Origin of the sequence: Mesobacillus sp. AQ2, assembly GCF_030122805.1 — a bacterium.
Taxonomy (GTDB): domain Bacteria; phylum Bacillota; class Bacilli; order Bacillales; family Cytobacillaceae; genus Mesobacillus; species Mesobacillus oceanisediminis_A.
On the sequence record NZ_CP126080.1, the window covers coordinates 339844 to 357311 of the forward strand.

General features: G+C 45.5%; 14 protein-coding genes. 12 read left to right on the forward strand and 2 right to left on the reverse strand.

Going from position 1 to position 17468, the window contains the following annotated elements:
- The first annotated feature begins 109 nt into the window (after positions 1 to 109).
- From ligA to QNH36_RS01805, 3 genes are all read left to right on the forward strand, one after another.
- Complete coding sequence (gene ligA / locus QNH36_RS01795; RefSeq protein ID WP_144480425.1) at positions 110 to 2116, forward strand: NAD-dependent DNA ligase LigA; 2007 nt, start codon at positions 110 to 112, stop codon at positions 2114 to 2116.
- 14 nt (positions 2117 to 2130) lie between these two features.
- Positions 2131 to 3348, forward strand: coding sequence for a CamS family sex pheromone protein (locus tag QNH36_RS01800; RefSeq protein ID WP_144480423.1), 1218 nt, complete (start codon positions 2131 to 2133; stop codon positions 3346 to 3348).
- Positions 3349 to 3528: 180 nt separating this feature from the next.
- Positions 3529 to 4008 (forward strand): hypothetical protein, encoded by a 480-nt coding sequence (locus QNH36_RS01805; protein WP_283904528.1) that lies wholly within the window; start codon positions 3529 to 3531, stop codon positions 4006 to 4008.
- A gap of 30 nt (positions 4009 to 4038) precedes the next feature.
- On the opposite strand, the gene QNH36_RS01810 is transcribed toward QNH36_RS01805, so the two are convergent.
- On the reverse strand, positions 4039 to 4497 hold the full coding sequence (locus tag QNH36_RS01810; RefSeq protein WP_144480416.1) for a DinB family protein: 459 nt from the start codon (positions 4495 to 4497) through the stop codon (positions 4039 to 4041).
- 356 nt (positions 4498 to 4853) lie between these two features.
- Between QNH36_RS01810 and pruA the strand changes: the two genes are divergently transcribed.
- The 6 genes from pruA to QNH36_RS01840 all read left to right on the forward strand — a co-directional run bounded on the left by pruA (position 4854) and on the right by QNH36_RS01840 (position 12899).
- On the forward strand, positions 4854 to 6401 hold the full coding sequence (gene pruA, locus QNH36_RS01815; RefSeq protein WP_283904529.1) for an L-glutamate gamma-semialdehyde dehydrogenase: 1548 nt from the start codon (positions 4854 to 4856) through the stop codon (positions 6399 to 6401).
- Between the two features lie 322 nt (positions 6402 to 6723).
- On the forward strand, positions 6724 to 8319 hold the full coding sequence (gene aceB, locus QNH36_RS01820) for a malate synthase A (protein WP_283904530.1): 1596 nt from the start codon (positions 6724 to 6726) through the stop codon (positions 8317 to 8319).
- Positions 8320 to 8364: 45 nt separating this feature from the next.
- Positions 8365 to 9645 (forward strand): isocitrate lyase, encoded by a 1281-nt coding sequence (gene aceA, locus QNH36_RS01825; RefSeq protein WP_144480410.1) that lies wholly within the window; start codon positions 8365 to 8367, stop codon positions 9643 to 9645.
- An 812-nt stretch (positions 9646 to 10457) separates the two neighbouring features.
- Positions 10458 to 10910 carry a YueI family protein gene (locus tag QNH36_RS01830; protein ID WP_313959738.1) on the forward strand — a complete coding sequence of 151 codons (453 nt, stop codon included), beginning with the start codon at positions 10458 to 10460 and terminating at the stop codon, positions 10908 to 10910.
- A gap of 146 nt (positions 10911 to 11056) precedes the next feature.
- Entirely contained in the window at positions 11057 to 12319 is a 1263-nt protein-coding gene (locus QNH36_RS01835) for an MFS transporter (RefSeq protein ID WP_283904531.1), read from the forward strand.
- A complete protein-coding gene (locus tag QNH36_RS01840) occupies positions 12273 to 12899 on the forward strand; it encodes a TetR/AcrR family transcriptional regulator (RefSeq protein WP_283904532.1) in 627 nt (208 codons plus the stop codon). Before QNH36_RS01835 ends, QNH36_RS01840 begins: the two co-directional genes overlap by 47 nt.
- A 124-nt stretch (positions 12900 to 13023) precedes the next feature.
- Here QNH36_RS01840 and QNH36_RS01845 read toward each other — a convergent pair whose 3' ends face one another.
- Positions 13024 to 13722: a hypothetical protein gene (locus tag QNH36_RS01845; RefSeq protein WP_144480405.1), complete on the reverse strand. Its 699-nt coding sequence runs from the start codon at positions 13720 to 13722 to the stop codon at positions 13024 to 13026.
- Positions 13723 to 13936: 214 nt separating this feature from the next.
- Between QNH36_RS01845 and gatC the strand changes: the two genes are divergently transcribed.
- Genes gatC through gatB form a run of 3 tightly spaced genes read left to right on the forward strand, consistent with a single transcriptional unit; the run spans position 13937 to position 17137 of the window.
- Positions 13937 to 14227: an Asp-tRNA(Asn)/Glu-tRNA(Gln) amidotransferase subunit GatC gene (gatC, locus tag QNH36_RS01850; RefSeq protein WP_144480403.1), complete on the forward strand. Its 291-nt coding sequence runs from the start codon at positions 13937 to 13939 to the stop codon at positions 14225 to 14227.
- 11 nt (positions 14228 to 14238) lie between these two features.
- Complete coding sequence (gene gatA / locus QNH36_RS01855; protein WP_283904533.1) at positions 14239 to 15696, forward strand: Asp-tRNA(Asn)/Glu-tRNA(Gln) amidotransferase subunit GatA; 1458 nt, start codon at positions 14239 to 14241, stop codon at positions 15694 to 15696.
- A 13-nt stretch (positions 15697 to 15709) separates the two neighbouring features.
- A complete protein-coding gene (gatB, locus tag QNH36_RS01860) occupies positions 15710 to 17137 on the forward strand; it encodes an Asp-tRNA(Asn)/Glu-tRNA(Gln) amidotransferase subunit GatB (RefSeq protein ID WP_283904534.1) in 1428 nt (475 codons plus the stop codon).
- The last annotated feature ends 331 nt before the right edge of the window (positions 17138 to 17468 follow it).

Sequence of the window (17468 nt, forward strand, 5' to 3'; positions counted from 1 at the left end):
CTTCGGTCCTGCCAATGAAGTCAAAGAACGACTTCACTGTCAGGCCCTCCACCGCTTGTCGGAGCTGACCAAGGCGCTTCCGCTTTTCAGTTATGAAAGGGTTGGATTTATGGATTTTCAAAGTGCTGAGAAAAAAGCCAAGGATTTGCAAAACCTGCTGAATCAATATTCTTATGAATATCATGTTCTTGACCAACCATCGGTTCCGGATGCGGAATACGACAGGCTGCTTCGGGAACTGATTGAAATCGAGGAGCAATTCCCTGAATTGCAGACTCCTGATTCCCCTACACAGCGTGTCGGCGGCGAAATATTAACGATGTTCAATAAGGTGCAGCATACGATTCCGATGCTAAGCCTCGGGAATGCATTTGACGACCAGGATCTTCGCGATTTTGACCGTCGGGTGCGCCAGGGTGTGGGCGACAATGTTTCCTATGTTTGCGAGCTGAAGATCGATGGACTTGCCGTCGCCCTGATTTATGAGGATGGCATGCTCGTGCGCGGTGCGACTCGCGGAGATGGAACGACAGGGGAGGATATTACGTCTAATCTGAGGACGATCCGTTCCCTGCCAATCCGCCTGAAGGAGCCGGTTTCGCTGGAAGTCCGAGGCGAAGCGTTCATGCCGAAGAAATCATTTGAAGCTTTGAACAGGAAGCGAGAAGAAAAGGAAGAAGAGCCATTTGCCAATCCCCGCAATGCGGCGGCAGGTTCTTTGCGTCAGCTTGATCCGAAGATTGCCGCTTCAAGGAATCTTGATGTTTTCCTCTATGGAATTGCGAATGTCGGTGATACAGGAATCCGGGCGCATAGTGAGGGACTGGACTATCTGCAACAGCTTGGGTTTAAAACAAATAAAGAACGCCGCAAGGTTGACAGTATCGAAGGTGTTATCGAGTATGTGAACGGTTGGGTAGAAAAACGCCCGGACCTTCCGTATGATATTGATGGCATCGTCATCAAGGTCGATTCACTTGACCAGCAGGCAGAGCTGGGCACGACGGCGAAAAGCCCTCGCTGGGCAATCGCTTATAAGTTCCCTGCCGAAGAAGTTGTGACGACTCTGAAGGATATCGAGCTGAGTGTTGGCCGGACGGGAGTTGTTACACCGACAGCCATCCTTGAGCCTGTACAGGTAGCAGGTACAACCGTTGGACGTGCTTCCTTGCACAATGAAGACTTGATTCGTGAGAAAGATATCAAAATTGGTGATAAGGTCGTTGTCAAAAAAGCGGGCGACATCATTCCTGAAGTCGTGAATGTTCTTGTTGAGCAGCGGACTGGTGAGGAAGTCGAGTTCCATATGCCAACTCATTGCCCTGAATGTGAAAGCGAGCTTGTCAGGATAGAGGGTGAGGTCGCGCTTCGCTGCATCAATCCGAAATGTCCTGCCCAAATCAGGGAAGGCTTGATCCATTTCGTTTCCCGTGATGCGATGAACATCGACGGGCTTGGTGAAAGAGTGGTCAGCCAGTTGTTTGCCCAGGAGCTGATCAAGGATGTTGCCGACATTTACAAGTTGACACGCGAGCAGCTGCTGGCTCTTGAACGGATGGGCGAGAAATCCGTCAATAATCTGCTGTCCGCTATTGAAGCCACAAAGGATAATTCATTGGAGAAGCTATTGTTCGGACTCGGGATCCGCCTCGTTGGCGCAAAAGCTGCGAAGACGTTAGCCCAGGAATTTGGAACGATGGATCATCTTATGGAAGCATCGAAGGAAGAACTGACTGCCATCAACGAAATCGGCGACAAAATGGCCGACTCCATCGTCACGTATTTTGACAATGATGAAGTGAAGGAACTGATCTCCGAACTGAAGGCTGTTGGCGTCAATATGGAATACAAAGGACCTAAAAAAGTGACCGCGGAAGAATCGGATTCATTTTTTGCCGGTAAAACGATTGTATTGACTGGAAAACTAGAGCAAATGGGCCGAAACGAAGCGAAAGAAAAGATCGAAGCGCTTGGCGGCAATGTAGCCGGCAGCGTCAGCAAGAAAACCGACCTGGTCATTGCCGGAGAAGATGCCGGTTCAAAACTGACAAAAGCAGAAAGCCTTGGGATTGAAGTGTGGAATGAGGAGAAAATGCTTGAAGAATTAAATAAATAAGAGGTGTACACGCCATGAGAAAACTCTCAATGGTCGCTCTCTCTCTTGTCCTTTTGCTGACGGCCTGCGCCCCTAATTTTCAAAAACAGGAAGAGGTCGTCCAGAAAAAGGATGATGATACAAAAGAAAAAGCGATTATCCCGAAATATAAAATTTCGGAAAAATATTACCGTACCATCATGCCATTCGAGCCAGGGGAAGCCAGAGGCATGGTCGTCAATAATTTGAATACGCGCTACGACATCACAGAGTTCGAAACGGGACTGATGCGGATTGCGCAAAACTCTTTTCCAACCGACAAGTATGTGTTCAAGGAAGGCCAGTACCTTGATGGAGGCACTGTGTCAGCCTGGCTGGAACGTGAAATGACTCCGGCGCAGGTAAAGGCAAAGGAAGAAGAGCTGCAGGCAAAGGCTAAAAAAGAAAAAAGCAATAAGAAGGTCACAGTAAAGAATCTTGGACTGAACCCAATCGACACAGGCAAGGGAGATGTCCACAAACGGAACGAAAAGAATCCTATTTATCTGGCTCATATTATCGAGCATGATTATCTCGTCCAATCCGGGAAAAAGGATACGTACCAGCTTGGCGGCATCGCCATTGGCCTGGCCTTGAATTCCGTCCACTATTATCGTGAAGAAGCATTTGGGGCTGTGTTCGAGAAAAACATTCCCCGTTCCGTCCTTGAGGCAGAAGGGAAGAAAATCGCCAAACAAGTCGTAAGCAGGCTCCGGAACATTGACGAGTTGAAGAATGTGCCGATCACCGTCGGATTGTTTGAGCAGGAAAGCCGTTCTTCGGTTGTACCAGGGAATTTTTTCGCATATACCGAAGTTTCCCAGGGCAGCAACGATATCGGCAGCTGGAAAGATGTTAAAGAAGAGTATATTCTATTCCCATCCGGCAAAGCCGAGAAGGAACACAGGGATGACCTGACATTCTTCGAGAACTTCAAACAGGATGTCGAAGAATATTTCCCTAACTTCAACGGCGTCATCGGCAAAGGCTTTTATGTCGATGGCCAGCTGCAGGAACTGAACATTGAGATCCCTATCCAATTTTACGGAAAAGCAGAAGCAATCGGGTTCACCCAGTACGTAACCGGTCTCGTCATGGAGCATTTCCCTAACTATATCTCCGTGCAGGTCAGCGTCTCCTCCGTTCTTGGCCAGGAAGCGCTGATTGTCAAGAAGCCGGATCAGGATGAACCATTTGTCCATATTTATGAGTAAAAGCGAAGCAAAGAGCATACTGGCTCTTTGCTTTTTTGCATTCTTCATCAGCTGTGTGGAGTTATTAAAGTGCCTTGCAGTTTCGTGAAACCTAGGTGTTTCAAAAATTACCGAAAAAAAAGTTGTATCTATCAGTCTCTGATTATCGTCTTAATGAGAAACACTTTGGGGAGGAAATACATGGTGAGGCTATGGGTTGTGGGAGGACTGCTCCTTATTTTAGTATTGGCGGGCTATGCGAGGTCGTCCGGTTCAATCTCTTTCACTGCGGAAAGTCAACAGGAGATTGAAAAGTACATCCGGGAAGAAGTGATGTCGCCAAACTTCAGGGGTGAGATTTTTAGTGCACATGAGATACTGGGATCTAACGAGAAGAAAGGTGAATTATACATCTGGGCGTTAATCGAGGAGTACTATAAGGAAGATTCCAAAATAGAGCAGGGCACAGGTATGTCAGTTCCGATGGTTCTCAAGGTGGATCAGACAGAAGATTCCCTGCAAGTCATCAGCCACTCAATTCCAAGGGATGGAAGCTATTATGCGAATGATATAAAAGACATGTTTCCTTACTTTGCTGAGATAAAAGCCCTTGATTATCCCTCAATCTATGTAGATAAATTGATTAAGAAAATTGAAGCAGAGGTAGCTGGAGAGTGGTGAGGAAAAAGCAAAGAGGCAGCTCTTTGCTTTTTACATGTATTTCTTTAGATCAAGTATCGTTTGAAGATGCATTCCTTCATGGAAAATCGTCCGGATGAGTACCTGTTCGATGGTGTGCATGCCCATCTCGGTTTGCGGGAATTCCTCTTCAAGACGCTCGCCATATGTTTCTTTAATGCTTGCAGGCTGTATTCTGAGCAATTTTTTCAGCTCAGTGACGGAAGGTGTCTCTTCGGTAAAATTGGCTGGTGAGGTGCCATAGCCGAACCACTTATTGAAGTTTTCCGGAACATCAGCTGTCTCCTTTGTCACTGCCTGAATCCATAAATATTGGTCAAGGTAGATATGTCCGAGGTTCCAGCGGATATTATTTTTGAATCCAGCGGGAATTTTCTCCGCATCTTCTATAGAAACGGCATCCACCACGCTTAAAATCTCGCTGCGATAGGATTCGAGTTGATTGAACAACACTTCATGACGTTTTTTCATGTAAAATAGACCCCTTTTTTGAAAGATAGATAATTATTCGCTAGATTTTGGGGATTCCCTGCTGGGAGTTAGTGTAGTTAATCCTTTTTATTGGCGGAAATCAGATTATATCGACCGCATTTTTGAATATATCAGCGGAAAATGAGATATATCGACCACATTTACGATTATATCGACCACTTTCCAAAATATATCGACCAAGTCCGTAAATCTACCCAAATTACAATATTGCCATAATAAATATCAAGAAAATTCGCAATCCAATACTTGCTAGTACGTTGGCATTGAACACTATGAGATTCTCATGATAGAATGGGAAAGGAATGAAAACGTTTTAATACATAGGAGGGGATAGAATGGTTCAGGCATACAAACACGAGCCTTTCACGAATTTTAAAGTTAATGAAAACCGTGAAGGATACTTAACAGGACTAAAAACTGTAGAGGGCTATCTTGGCCAGGATTACGATTTGGTAATTGGCGGAGAGAGGATCTCAACTGAAGACAAGATTGTATCTTATAACCCATCCAATAAAGAAGAAGTTATTGGTCGCGTTTCAAAGGCAAACCGCGATTTAGCTGAAAAAGCGATGCAGGCTGCTGTTGAAGCGTTCAAAACTTGGAAGAAAGTAAAGCCTGAAACACGTGCAGATGTATTATTCAAAGCTGCAGCGATCATTCGCCGCCGCAAGCATGAGTTCTCAGCACTCTTAACCAAAGAAGCAGGCAAGCCTTGGAACGAAGCAGATGCTGATACAGCAGAAGCAATCGACTTCCTTGAGTTCTATGCTCGCCAAATGCTGCGAATCAAAGACGGTGTACCAGTAGAAAGCCGTCCAAATGAATATAACCGTTATGACTATATTCCTCTTGGAGTTGGTATCATCATCTCTCCATGGAACTTCCCGTTAGCAATCATGGCTGGTACAACGGTAGCAGCAATCGTAACAGGGAACACAGTTCTATTGAAGCCAGCTTCAACTACTCCAGTAGTTGCAGCTAAGTTCGTCGAAGTTATGGAAGAAGCAGGTCTTCCTGCAGGTGTTCTTAACTTCGTGCCAGGAAGCGGCGCAGAAGTGGGCGACTACCTTGTTGACCACAAGGACACTCGCTTCGTAAGCTTCACAGGTTCACGTGACGTGGGTCTGCGCATTTACGAGCGCGCTTCAAAATTGAGCGAAGGCCAAATCTGGCTAAAGCGTGTAATCGCTGAAATGGGCGGAAAAGATACTATGGTTGTCGACAAAGATGCTGATCTTGAGTTAGCAGCCCAAGCGATCACTGCTTCAGCTTTCGGTTTCTCTGGACAAAAATGCTCTGCATGTTCACGTGCAGTAATCGTTGAAGATGTTTATGATCAAGTTCTTAACCGTGTCGTTGAACTTACAAATGAGCTTAAGCTTGATGATCCTACAGATCAGAGCACATTCATGGGTCCTGTTAATGACCAGGGTGCTTTCGACAAGATCATGAGCTACATCGAAATCGGCAAGGAAGAAGGCCGTTTGATGACTGGCGGCGAAGGAGACAGCTCTAAAGGCTACTTCATCAAGCCGACCATCTTCGCTGATGTCGATCCAAAGGCTCGCATCATGCAGGAAGAAATCTTCGGACCAGTTGTCGCATTCGCAAAAGCGAAGGACTTCGACCATGCGCTTGAAATCGCAAACAACACTGAATACGGCCTGACTGGAGCTGTTATCACGCGCAACCGTGAAAACATCCAGAAGGCACGCGAAGATTTCCATGTCGGAAACCTTTACTTCAACCGCGGCTGCACAGGCGCAATCGTCGGCTACCAGCCATTCGGCGGCTTCAACATGTCAGGAACAGATTCAAAAGCTGGCGGACCTGACTATCTAACGCTTCACGTGCAAGCAAAGACTACTTCTGAGATGTACTAATACAGATTTGGAATCCCCTTCTCGTTGAGAGAGGGGGATTTTTTGTGTTGGAAACATTAATTGCACGGTAAAGACCAGGAATTGCACTATCCCCGCTATTAATTGCACCGAAAAGAGGACGAATTGCACGATAAGACTACATAATCGCACGCTTCATAAGCAAAATTGCACTGTTTACCTATTTATGGATAAGGACTATAGACCTATTTTAAAAATTTTTCAGAAAAATCCCGCAAAATAGTTGCAATCTTAAAAGTCTGTTATATAATACATATTAGAGATATTGATACTGTACTATAACAAAAAGGGGTGAAGACAGTAAATGCCGACACAAACTACAGGGATTGAAATTGTTGGCACCATGAAAAGCGGATACGAAGAAATTTTGACACCAGAGGCTCTTGATTTTGCAGAGCGGCTTGAACGGCACTTCGGTGAACGTCGGGTGGACCTTCTGGCGGCACGGCAAAAGCGCCAGGTAGAAATCAATTCCGGCAAGCTTCCGGATTTCCTGCCAGAAACAAAGCATATTCGGGAAAGCGGGTGGACAATCGCGCCGCTGCCGAAAGACCTGCAGGACCGGCGGGTAGAAATCACAGGCCCAACTGACAGAAAGATGGTCATCAACGCACTTAATTCCGGAGCAAAAATTTTCATGGCAGACTGTGAAGATTCAACTTCGCCGACATGGGAAGCGATTGTGGAAGGCCAGATCAATCTAAGAGATGCAGTCAACCGGACAATCTCTTTTGAAAATCCCAACGGAAAAAAGTATCAACTGAACGAAAAAACAGCTGTTTTAATGGTTCGCCCAAGAGGTTGGCACCTGGAGGAAAAACATGTATTGCTCGATGGCAACCCGATTTCCGGCGGATTATTCGATTTCGCGATGTACTTTTTCCATAATGCGAAAATGCTGGTGAAGCAGGGCACAGGCCCATACTTTTACCTTCCTAAGATGGAGAGCCACCTTGAAGCGCGCCTATGGAATGATGTGTTCGTTTATGCACAGAATCACCTCGGCATTCCACAGGGAACGATTAAAGCAACTGTTTTGATCGAAACGATCTTGGCTTCATTCGAAATGAATGAGATTTTATATGAACTGAAAGAGCACTCCGCTGGTTTGAACTGCGGACGATGGGATTATATTTTCAGCTATCTGAAAAAACTGCGTTCACAAGATGATGTGATTTTACCGGACCGCTCACAGGTCACGATGACAGTACCATTCATGAGGTCGTATTCCTTGCTGACCATCCAGACTTGCCACCGCCGCAAGGCACCGGCAATGGGCGGCATGGCGGCGCAAATCCCGATTAAAAACGATGAGGAAGCAAATGCTGAAGCATTCGCAAAGGTACAGGCCGACAAAGAACGCGAAGCCCGCGACGGTCATGATGGCACATGGGTCGCACATCCAGGGCTGGTACCTGTAGCCAAGGATGCTTTCAATAAAGAGATGCCACAGCCGAACCAGATTGATTCTGGAAAGCAAATGGATGTTGAGGTAAAAGGAGCTGACCTGCTTGCTGTACCAGAAGGCACGATAACAGAAGCGGGCGTGCGCATGAATATCAATGTCGGCATCCAATATGTAGCCTCCTGGCTGAATGGAAGAGGCGCAGCTCCAATCCATAACCTCATGGAGGACGCAGCTACAGCAGAAATCTCCAGGGCCCAGCTATGGCAATGGATCCGTCATCCAAAAGGCGTTCTCGACGATGGGCGCAAAGTGACAGTTGAAATGTACCATGAACTAAAGGAAGAAGAACTTGAAAAAATTAAGCTGGAAGTCGGCGAAGCGGTATTTGCGAACGGAAAATTCGAGCAGGCAGCAGAGCTGTTTGATCAGCTGATTTTAAATGATGACTTTGTTGAGTTTTTAACATTGCCTGGCTATCAGGCTTTAGCTTAATAGATTGATAGATTCATATAAAACAACCATTAGGAGGAACAAAAAATGACTCAAGATCGTGTAAAGCAATTACAGGAAAGCTGGGAAATGGATAACAGATGGGCTGGAGTAGAGAGAACGTATTCAGCGGAGGATGTCATTAAGCTTCGCGGTTCGATTGATATTGAATATACACTGGCACGCCGCGGCGCAGAGAAGCTTTGGAAGCTTGTAAATGAAGAAGACTTCGTCAATGCACTTGGAGCGTTAACTGGGAATCAGGCAGTCCAGCAGGTAAAAGCAGGCTTGAAGGCAATCTACCTGAGTGGATGGCAGGTTGCAGCGGATGCGAACCTTTCTGGGAATATGTATCCTGACCAGAGTTTGTACCCTGCGAATAGTGTTCCGGCGGTAGTTAAGCGCATCAACCAAGCTTTGCAGCGTGCTGACCAGATCACTCATGGTGAGGGAGACGATTCAATCGACTGGTTCGCACCGATCGTGGCAGATGCAGAAGCAGGCTTCGGCGGCCAGCTGAACGTGTTCGAACTAATGAAGGGCATGATTGAAGCTGGAGCAGCAGGCGTACACTTTGAGGACCAGCTTTCTTCTGAAAAGAAATGCGGACACCTTGGCGGAAAAGTACTTCTTCCGACACAGACAGCTGTACGTAACCTGATTGCCGCCCGACTTGCGGCAGATGTCATGGGTACGCCAACCCTGATAGTTGCCCGTACTGATGCGAATGCAGCAGATTTGATCACAAGCGATGTCGATCCATATGATGCACCGTTCATCACAGGTGACCGGACGCCTGAAGGTTTCTTCCGCGTGAAGGCTGGCCTTGACCAGGCAATCGCCCGCGGCCTTGCTTATGCTCCATATGCTGACCTTGTCTGGTGTGAAACGTCCGAGCCTGATCTAGAAGAAGCTCGCCGCTTTGCAGAAGCTATCCATGAAAAGTTCCCTGGCAAGCTGCTTGCATACAACTGCTCACCATCATTCAACTGGAAAAAGAAGCTGGATGACGAAACCATCGCAAAGTTCCAGGTCGAGCTTGGCAAAATGGGCTACAAGTTCCAATTCGTTACACTTGCAGGCTTCCATGCACTGAACCACAGCATGTTCGAACTGGCTCGCGGCTACAAAGAGCGCGGCATGGCTGCATACTCCGAGCTTCAGCAAGCTGAGTTCGCAAGCGAGCAGCACGGCTACACAGCAACAAGACACCAGCGTGAAGTCGGAACAGGCTATTTCGATGATGTATCAATGGTCATTTCCGGAGGAACTTCCTCAACTACTGCCCTGAAAGGATCTACGGAAGAAGCACAGTTTACCGCTTCTTAAACTAGTCTGTCAGCCAGGTCCATCGGCTGAGCTTAACGGGTTTTCTCCATGCCTGGGCCCTCCAACTCAGGCGTGGATTTACCATATTAGTTTTTGATTTTTTTACCTTGCATTCTCCTATTTGTGTCCTTCTCTTCGCTGCGAAGAGAAGGTTTTTTTTGCTCAAAATAGGTTAACCTTAAACTAGCACAGACAAATGGGCGGGAACATACATAGTATTAGTGGAAAGATGCCGCTGTTTTTTGCCATCATAGACAGAAAATGAAGGATCAGCATGGTTTTATGGTTTTTGAGTGTCATTGAGGTAATGACGGACAAAAAAACTGTGGAAAAAGAAATATGTGTCCGTCACCAAGGCTATGACGGACAAAAATAGTACTGAAAACGAAAGAACTGTCCGTCAACAAGGCAATGATGGACAAAAATCGAAGGAAAAGTGAAAAAACTGTCCGTCATCAAAGCTATGATGGACAAAAATCCAAGGAAACACGAAAAAAGTGTCCGTCATCAAGGTTATGACGGACAAAAATCGAAGGAAAATCGAAAAAAGTGTCCGTCACCGAGGCTATGATGGACAAAAATCGAAGGAAAATCGAAAAAAGTGTCCGTCAACAAGGCTATGCGGACAAAAATCGAAGGAAATACGAAAAAAGTGTCCGTCATCGAGCCTATGATGGACAAAAATTGAGGGAAAAGCGAAAGAACTGTCCATCATCGATGCTTGGGAAGGTAGAAGGTTAGCCCAAGTGAGGACGAAGGAGTAATATAAAGGATACCATGAAAAGTTAAACGGAAGTTACAATAAGTTAGGGGTGAACCGATTGAGCAACAGCAAGTTGGACGATTATTTGCAGCAGGGGATCCATGGTGCGAAGCAGACGAAGCCTGATGAAAGAAGAAGGTTCCTGACGACTTTGCGTGAAAGGGTTGTTATCGCGCTTACACAGGGAGAGGTCATGAGGAAAGGCGTTGAACCGGAAGTTGAGCAGCTGATGGATGAAAATCGCAATGCCCATCTTTTTTTAAATGGCAATATATCATATCGATATTTATCAGAATACATTAAAGCAGCAGAAAAACGGGGTATCGAGTTTACAATCGTGACCAATAAAGATTATGATTCCGAGTTGGGACTTGTTTTAGCGCATGACCATGCAATCGATAAGGAGGAAATTTATCTCGGTAAAAAGAAACCTGTTATCCAAGCGGCACCGGCCAAGAAAAAGGGTTTCTTATCTGGATTTGGTAAGTTATTTAGGAAATGAGCAGCCCTGCAGGGTTAGCTCATTTTTTTATGACCATCATACTTTTCAAAAAATTCACAAAAATAACATTGAAAAACGACAATGTTGTCGTTATAATAAAAACAAGTAAAACGACACCGATGTCGTTTTAATTCGGAGGGATGACAATGGACGGTCTTTTAAAAAATAAAGGCTTTATCACATTAATGGTGGCACAGTTAATTTCTAGCATTGGTGACTGGTTAAGTGTTGTGGCGATCATCACGATGGTTGGATTGAAGTGGGAAGCATCGCCGATGGAGGTTTCTCTTATCATTCTGTGTTTGGCAGTCCCGATGGCGCTTCTTGGGCCATTTACTGGAACGATTGCTGATAGGTTTAACAGAAAGTCATTAATGATATTTTCGGATTTGATTAGGGCCGGACTTATTCTTGCGCTTGCCTTTGCTGAGTCTTTATGGACTGTTTATACATGCTTGTTCATCGTCGGCATGCTCTCGGCGGTATTTGTACCGGCAAAGAATGGCAAGCTTAAAGAACTGGTCGACCAGGAAAATATGAAAAGCGCAATGTCCATCACCTCCATGATTGATTCCGGGACGAAGGTGTTGGGCCCATTGTTAAGCGGCCTGCTGGTCTCGGCTTTTGGAACACAGCTAGTGTTTTTTATCGATTCAGGTACCTTTATCATTTCGGCGCTGCTGCTGTTTGCTTTGCCAAAGTCAATCGCAAAGCCGACTGAATCGGAAACTAAGGAAGCTTCTACATTTAAAGAGGATTTCATGGAAGGAATCAGGTTCATCAAAGGAAGTCGTTACTTAATCGTTGGTATGATTGTTTTAGGGGTCAGCCTCTTGATTTTGCAACTGTCTGACTCTCAAATCATCGTTTTATTGAGGGAATTACCGAATGCCTCTCCCGATTTGTTTGGTTATATTGTTACAGCATCTGGGGTCGGGATGTTTTTAACCGGACTGCTTTTGGCTAAAAAAACGGACTATAATGCGCTAATCCTGTTGTTTATTGGGGTTTGCGGAATTGGCGTCAGTTTTAGTATGATGGCTGTATTGACACGATTTGATTTAGCACTGCCAGCTTTATGGGGATCAGGGCTGGGGTTGTTAGCGGGGTTTTCAGCCGGTTTCGTCTTTATTCCGTTTCAGGCTGCTGTCCAGACTGAAACTCCTGTCCACATGACAGGCAGGGTATTCGGCGTTATGAATAGCGTGACCACAACGGCAACGATCATTGGCCCATTGGCTGGAGGCTTGCTTGCAACGGTGCTCGGAGTTGTCCCGACATTTGTGATTACCGCCCTTTTGCTGATTGCAGTCTCAATCGTTGGGTTAATCTTTAAAAGCAGCATAGAACGGGGGAGAACGAATGTCTCCGAAAGTAAGTCAGGAGCACATGAAACAGCGTCGAGCTGAGATACTGCAGGCGGCTAAGGAGGTGTTCATTGAGCATGGTTACGAGCGGGCCACGATGAAGCACATCATGGATGCTGCGAGTGTCAGCAGAGGCGGTCTGTATCAATATTTTTCTAGTAAAGAAGATGTGTTTGAAACAATCCTTGAAGAAGCTTTAGATATAGAATTAGAGGTAACGCTGGATATGGTAAAACAACATGCTACCTCTTATTGGAATATGCTGATGAAAACCATGTTTGGGAACGATGGGGAGCCTGATGATGAAATGGATCCTTTAGCGCCGGCAAAACTTGAGTATTTTATTATTGGAAGAAATGATGAACACAGGAGAGAATACGGCTCGACCCGATATGGTAATGGTGTGAAGATATTTGCGAACATTATTGAACAAGGCCAAAAAAGCGGTGAATTCAGCTCGAGGTTTGGTCATGAAATTATTGCGCGTTCAATCATTACGTTTATCGATGGCTTAGCTGTAGACGATGCCATGTTATCGAGGGCAGACCTGAAAATCAAGGAGCAATCGATATTGTTTGTGGACTATTTAAAAATGGCACTTGGAATTGATTGCCGAGGATAGAAAATAACGCATTTTAGAGGGCTTCTGGCTTTATGGAATTATAAAAGATAAACGGGGTGGAGATGGATTCCATCCCGTTTGTTGTGTGGACGCTGGATGATGCGGCAGCAATAATCAAAAAGTTTTAAATAAAAATGAACAATAATGTAGAAATGCCAACTCCTAAAATAAACGGAAGCAGCTTGCTTTTGCGTTCTTTTGGCAGTTCTTCCTTAACGGTGTTTAATAAGATGCCTCCTGCGAGCCAACTGAACCAAAGAGCAAACAAGGTGGTAGGGAGTGTGACGAAGAAGCCGAGCAGCCAACCCGCAAAAACAGAAAGAGCCAGTAGCAGCGAACCCCATGGGTCATATCGCTTTTGATGGTCCAGCCGAAGCCCCACATCATTAACCATCAGGTGTAGAATGAAAGCGACCGTGAAAATGATTAAGGATTTAGGCTCCTGCTTCAACCCTTTAATCAGGTAATAGCCTATAAATGAGTTATAGAGAACGAAGGCTCCTATATGAAAAGTAAAGACGGTTGTATCCGGTTTTGATGATTTCACAAAATGATTTATAGAATAAAAGGCAATAAAGCCAACAGTCGCAACTAAGTACAAACTATAATCTTCAAATTTTTTTGGGATGGGGATAAGGATATTGAACTCCTTCTGGATCTTTTGGAATTCAGGTAAAAGATGAATGATGACATAGGCAACGGATGCACCGCCGGCAAAGCTTAGAATTGGTTTTCGCGGCTGCTCCATCAATTTGGAGTAGTATTTTACAGATAGATGGACTCCTGCTAACAGGATTACCAGAAAAAAAGTCAAAATAGCCAAGTTTTTTTTACCCTCCTTAGGCTTTTCCTTCCCTCTGTAAATCAGCCGCAAACTATGAAAAGAAGAACACATTTGCAAAATGACATTATATATCTGCGATCTTCCTTCACTTCTGTTAAAATAGTACAAAAAGCAAGGCTTGTATTGCTTTAACGCGGAAAACTTTGCTATGATCATTATTATTGTCTGACGATTTAAAAATGGAGGTGCTATTATGTCAAGGATTTCAGAAGATCAGGTGAAGCATGTCGCACACCTGGCGAGACTGGCGATTACTGAGGAAGAGGCGCAAATGCTGACAGACCAGCTGGATAAAATCATTACATATGCAGAACAGTTGAATGAACTGAATACGGATAATGTTGAGCCGACTGCTCATGTGCTTGAAATAAAGAATGTTATGCGCGAGGACCGTGCCGAAAAGGGCCTTCCGCGCGAAGAAGTTTTAAAGAATGCGCCTGAACACCAGGGTGGGCAGATCAAAGTACCTGGAATTATGGAGTAGGAGGATCGGCGATGGGTTTATTTGAACATAAGATTTCGGAGCTTCATGAGCTTTTACATAAGAGAGACCTGAGTGTTTCCGACCTGGTCGATGAATCATTCAAGCGGATTGGCGAGGTTGAAGGCAAGGTACAGTCGTTCTTGACATTGGATGAAGACAATGCAAGGGCAACAGCGAAGGCATTGGATGAGAAAGCCGTGAAAAACGCTCCAGCCAATAAATTATACGGCTTGCCAATCGGCATTAAAGATAATATCGTCACGAACGGATTGCGCACGACGGCAGCGAGCAAGATTCTCGAAAACTTCAATCCTATTTACGATGCAACTGTCATCCAGAAGCTGAAGCAGGCTGAAACGGTGACTATCGGCAAGCTGAACATGGACGAGTTCGCGATGGGATCATCCAATGAAAACTCTGGCTTCCAAAAAACGCTCAACCCTTGGGACCTTGAGCGTGTTCCAGGTGGATCTTCAGGCGGTTCCGCTGCTTCGGTTGCAGCAGGTGAAGTGCTGTTCTCTTTGGGTTCTGATACAGGCGGATCTATCCGGCAGCCGGCATCATTCTGTGGTGTGGTCGGCATGAAGCCTACATATGGCCTTGTATCCCGTTTCGGATTGATTGCGTTCGCGTCATCTTTGGACCAAATTGGCCCAATCACCCGAAATGTTGAAGACAATGCCTTTCTGTTAAAAGCGATCGCGGGTCACGACCAGATGGATTCAACTTCTGCAAAAGTAGATATCCCGGACTATATCGGTTCCCTGACTGGCGATATAAAAGGATTGAAGATCGCCGTTCCAAAGGAATATCTCGGCGAGGGAGTAAATGAAGAGGTGCGCAAATCTGTCATGGACGCACTTAAAGTACTTGAACGCCTTGGAGCTACATGGGAAGAGGTTTCCCTGCCGCACTCCAAGTATGCTCTAGCTACTTATTATCTTTTATCTTCATCCGAAGCGTCCGCTAACCTGGCGCGCTTTGATGGTGTCCGCTATGGCTATCGTACACCGAATGCGGAGAATCTGATCGAAATGTATAAAAAGACTCGTGCAGAAGGCTTCGGTGAGGAAGTAAAACGCCGGATTATGCTTGGTACTTTTGCGCTAAGCTCTGGTTATTATGATGCTTACTATAAAAAGGCCCAGAAGGTCCGTACGCTGATCAAGCAGGACTTTGAAAAAGTATTCGAACAATATGATGTCATTGTTGGACCAACAACACCAACGCCAGCCTTCAAACTTGGCGAGAATACAAGAGACCCGATGACAATGTACGTAAATGATATTTTAACGATCCCGGTCAACCTGGCAGGTGTGCCGGCCATTTCGGTTCCGTGCGGACTTGATAAAGGTCTCCCGCTAGGTTTGCAAATCATCGGACGCCATTTTGATGAAAGCACAGTATATAAAGTTGCCCATGCATTCGAGCAGGCAACAGAATTCCATAAACAACAACCTGAATTGTAAAGGGGTGAAAACGATGAAGTTTGAAACGGTAATTGGGCTTGAGGTCCATGTTGAATTAAAAACAGATTCGAAAATCTTTTCGGCGAGTCCGAACCATTTTGGTGCCGAGCCGAATACAAATACAACCGTGATCGACCTTGGCTATCCAGGAGTACTGCCGGTCGTGAATAAGAAAGCAGTCGATTACGCTATGAAAGCCGCTATGGCTCTGAATTGTGAAATTGCAGAGCACACGAAATTCGACCGCAAAAACTATTTTTACCCGGATAACCCGAAGGCCTACCAGATTTCCCAGTTCGATAAGCCAATCGGTGAGAACGGCTGGATTGAGATTGAGGTAAATGGCTATAAAAAGAAAATCGGCATCACCCGCATCCATATGGAAGAGGATGCCGGCAAATTGACACACGGCAATGGCTATTCACTAGTGGACTACAACCGCCAGGGAACGCCGCTCGTGGAGATCGTATCGGAGCCCGATATACGCACTCCGGATGAGGCATATGCTTATCTTGAAAAGCTTAAGTCCATCATCCAGTATACGGGCGTATCGGATTGCAAGATGGAAGAAGGTTCACTCCGCTGTGATGCGAATATTTCCATCAGGCCGGTTGGCCAGGAGGAATTCGGCACGAAAACCGAGCTGAAGAACCTGAACTCCTTCAACTTCGTTCGCAGGGGCCTCGAGTATGAAGAAAAGCGTCAGGAAGAGGAAATCCTTGCTGGACGTGAAATTCAGCAGGAAACAAGGCGATATGATGAGTCAACAAACACTACGATCTTAATGCGTGTAAAAGAAGGGTCGGATGACTATCGTTATTTCCCTGAACCGGACCTGCCTGACCTTTACATTGATGAAGAGTGGAAAGCAAGAGTCCGTGCGGAGATTCCAGAACTACCGGACGAGCGCAAGAAGCGATATGTTGAAGAGATGGGACTGCCAGCTTATGATGCTGAAGTGTTAACTGTTTCTAAGGAAATGGCTGATTTCTTTGAATCGGCTGTGAAGGCAGGAGCAGACCCTAAACAGGCGTCAAACTGGCTTATGGGTGAATTCTCTGCCTACCTGAAGGCTGAATCGAAAGAGCTGCATGAAACAGCATTGACTCCTGAAGGGCTTGCCGGGTTGATCAAGCTGATTGAGAACGGCACAATCTCTTCCAAGATCGCCAAGCAGGTATTCAAGGAATTGGTTGAAAAAGGCGGCGACCCTGAGAAAGTCGTCAAGGAAAAGGGACTCGTCCAAATTTCCGACGAAGGTGCACTGCTAAAAATCATCACCGAAATTATCGACGCCAACCCGCAATCCGTCGAAGACTTCAAGGGCGGGAAGGACAAGGCAAAGGGCTTCCTTGTCGGCCAGATCATGAAAGCAACCAAAGGCCAGGCGAATCCGCCGTTAGTAAACAAATTGCTTGTTGAGGAATTGAATAAGAGATAATAGCGAAAGCTGGCGAACCAATCGCCAGCTTTTTTGTCGATATTTCCCGGGAAAAAGGGAAATGTACACCGAAAAATAGTCCTATAAATACACTGATGCTAATATTAGTATAAGAACGCAACAGGTGCTGGCCGTTATTTTATTAAGAGATATTGACCTTGATCTGCCTTACATAAAAAAAGAAAAGATTACTAATGTTGAGCTGGATCAAAGACCATCCTGAAGAAGGTAAAAGAAGTCGTAATCGAATTTAACAGGCTCAACGACGAATACGATCATTTCATAGAAACACTGGAACGTGAAGAATTATTCGAGTTCATTGATGATAAAA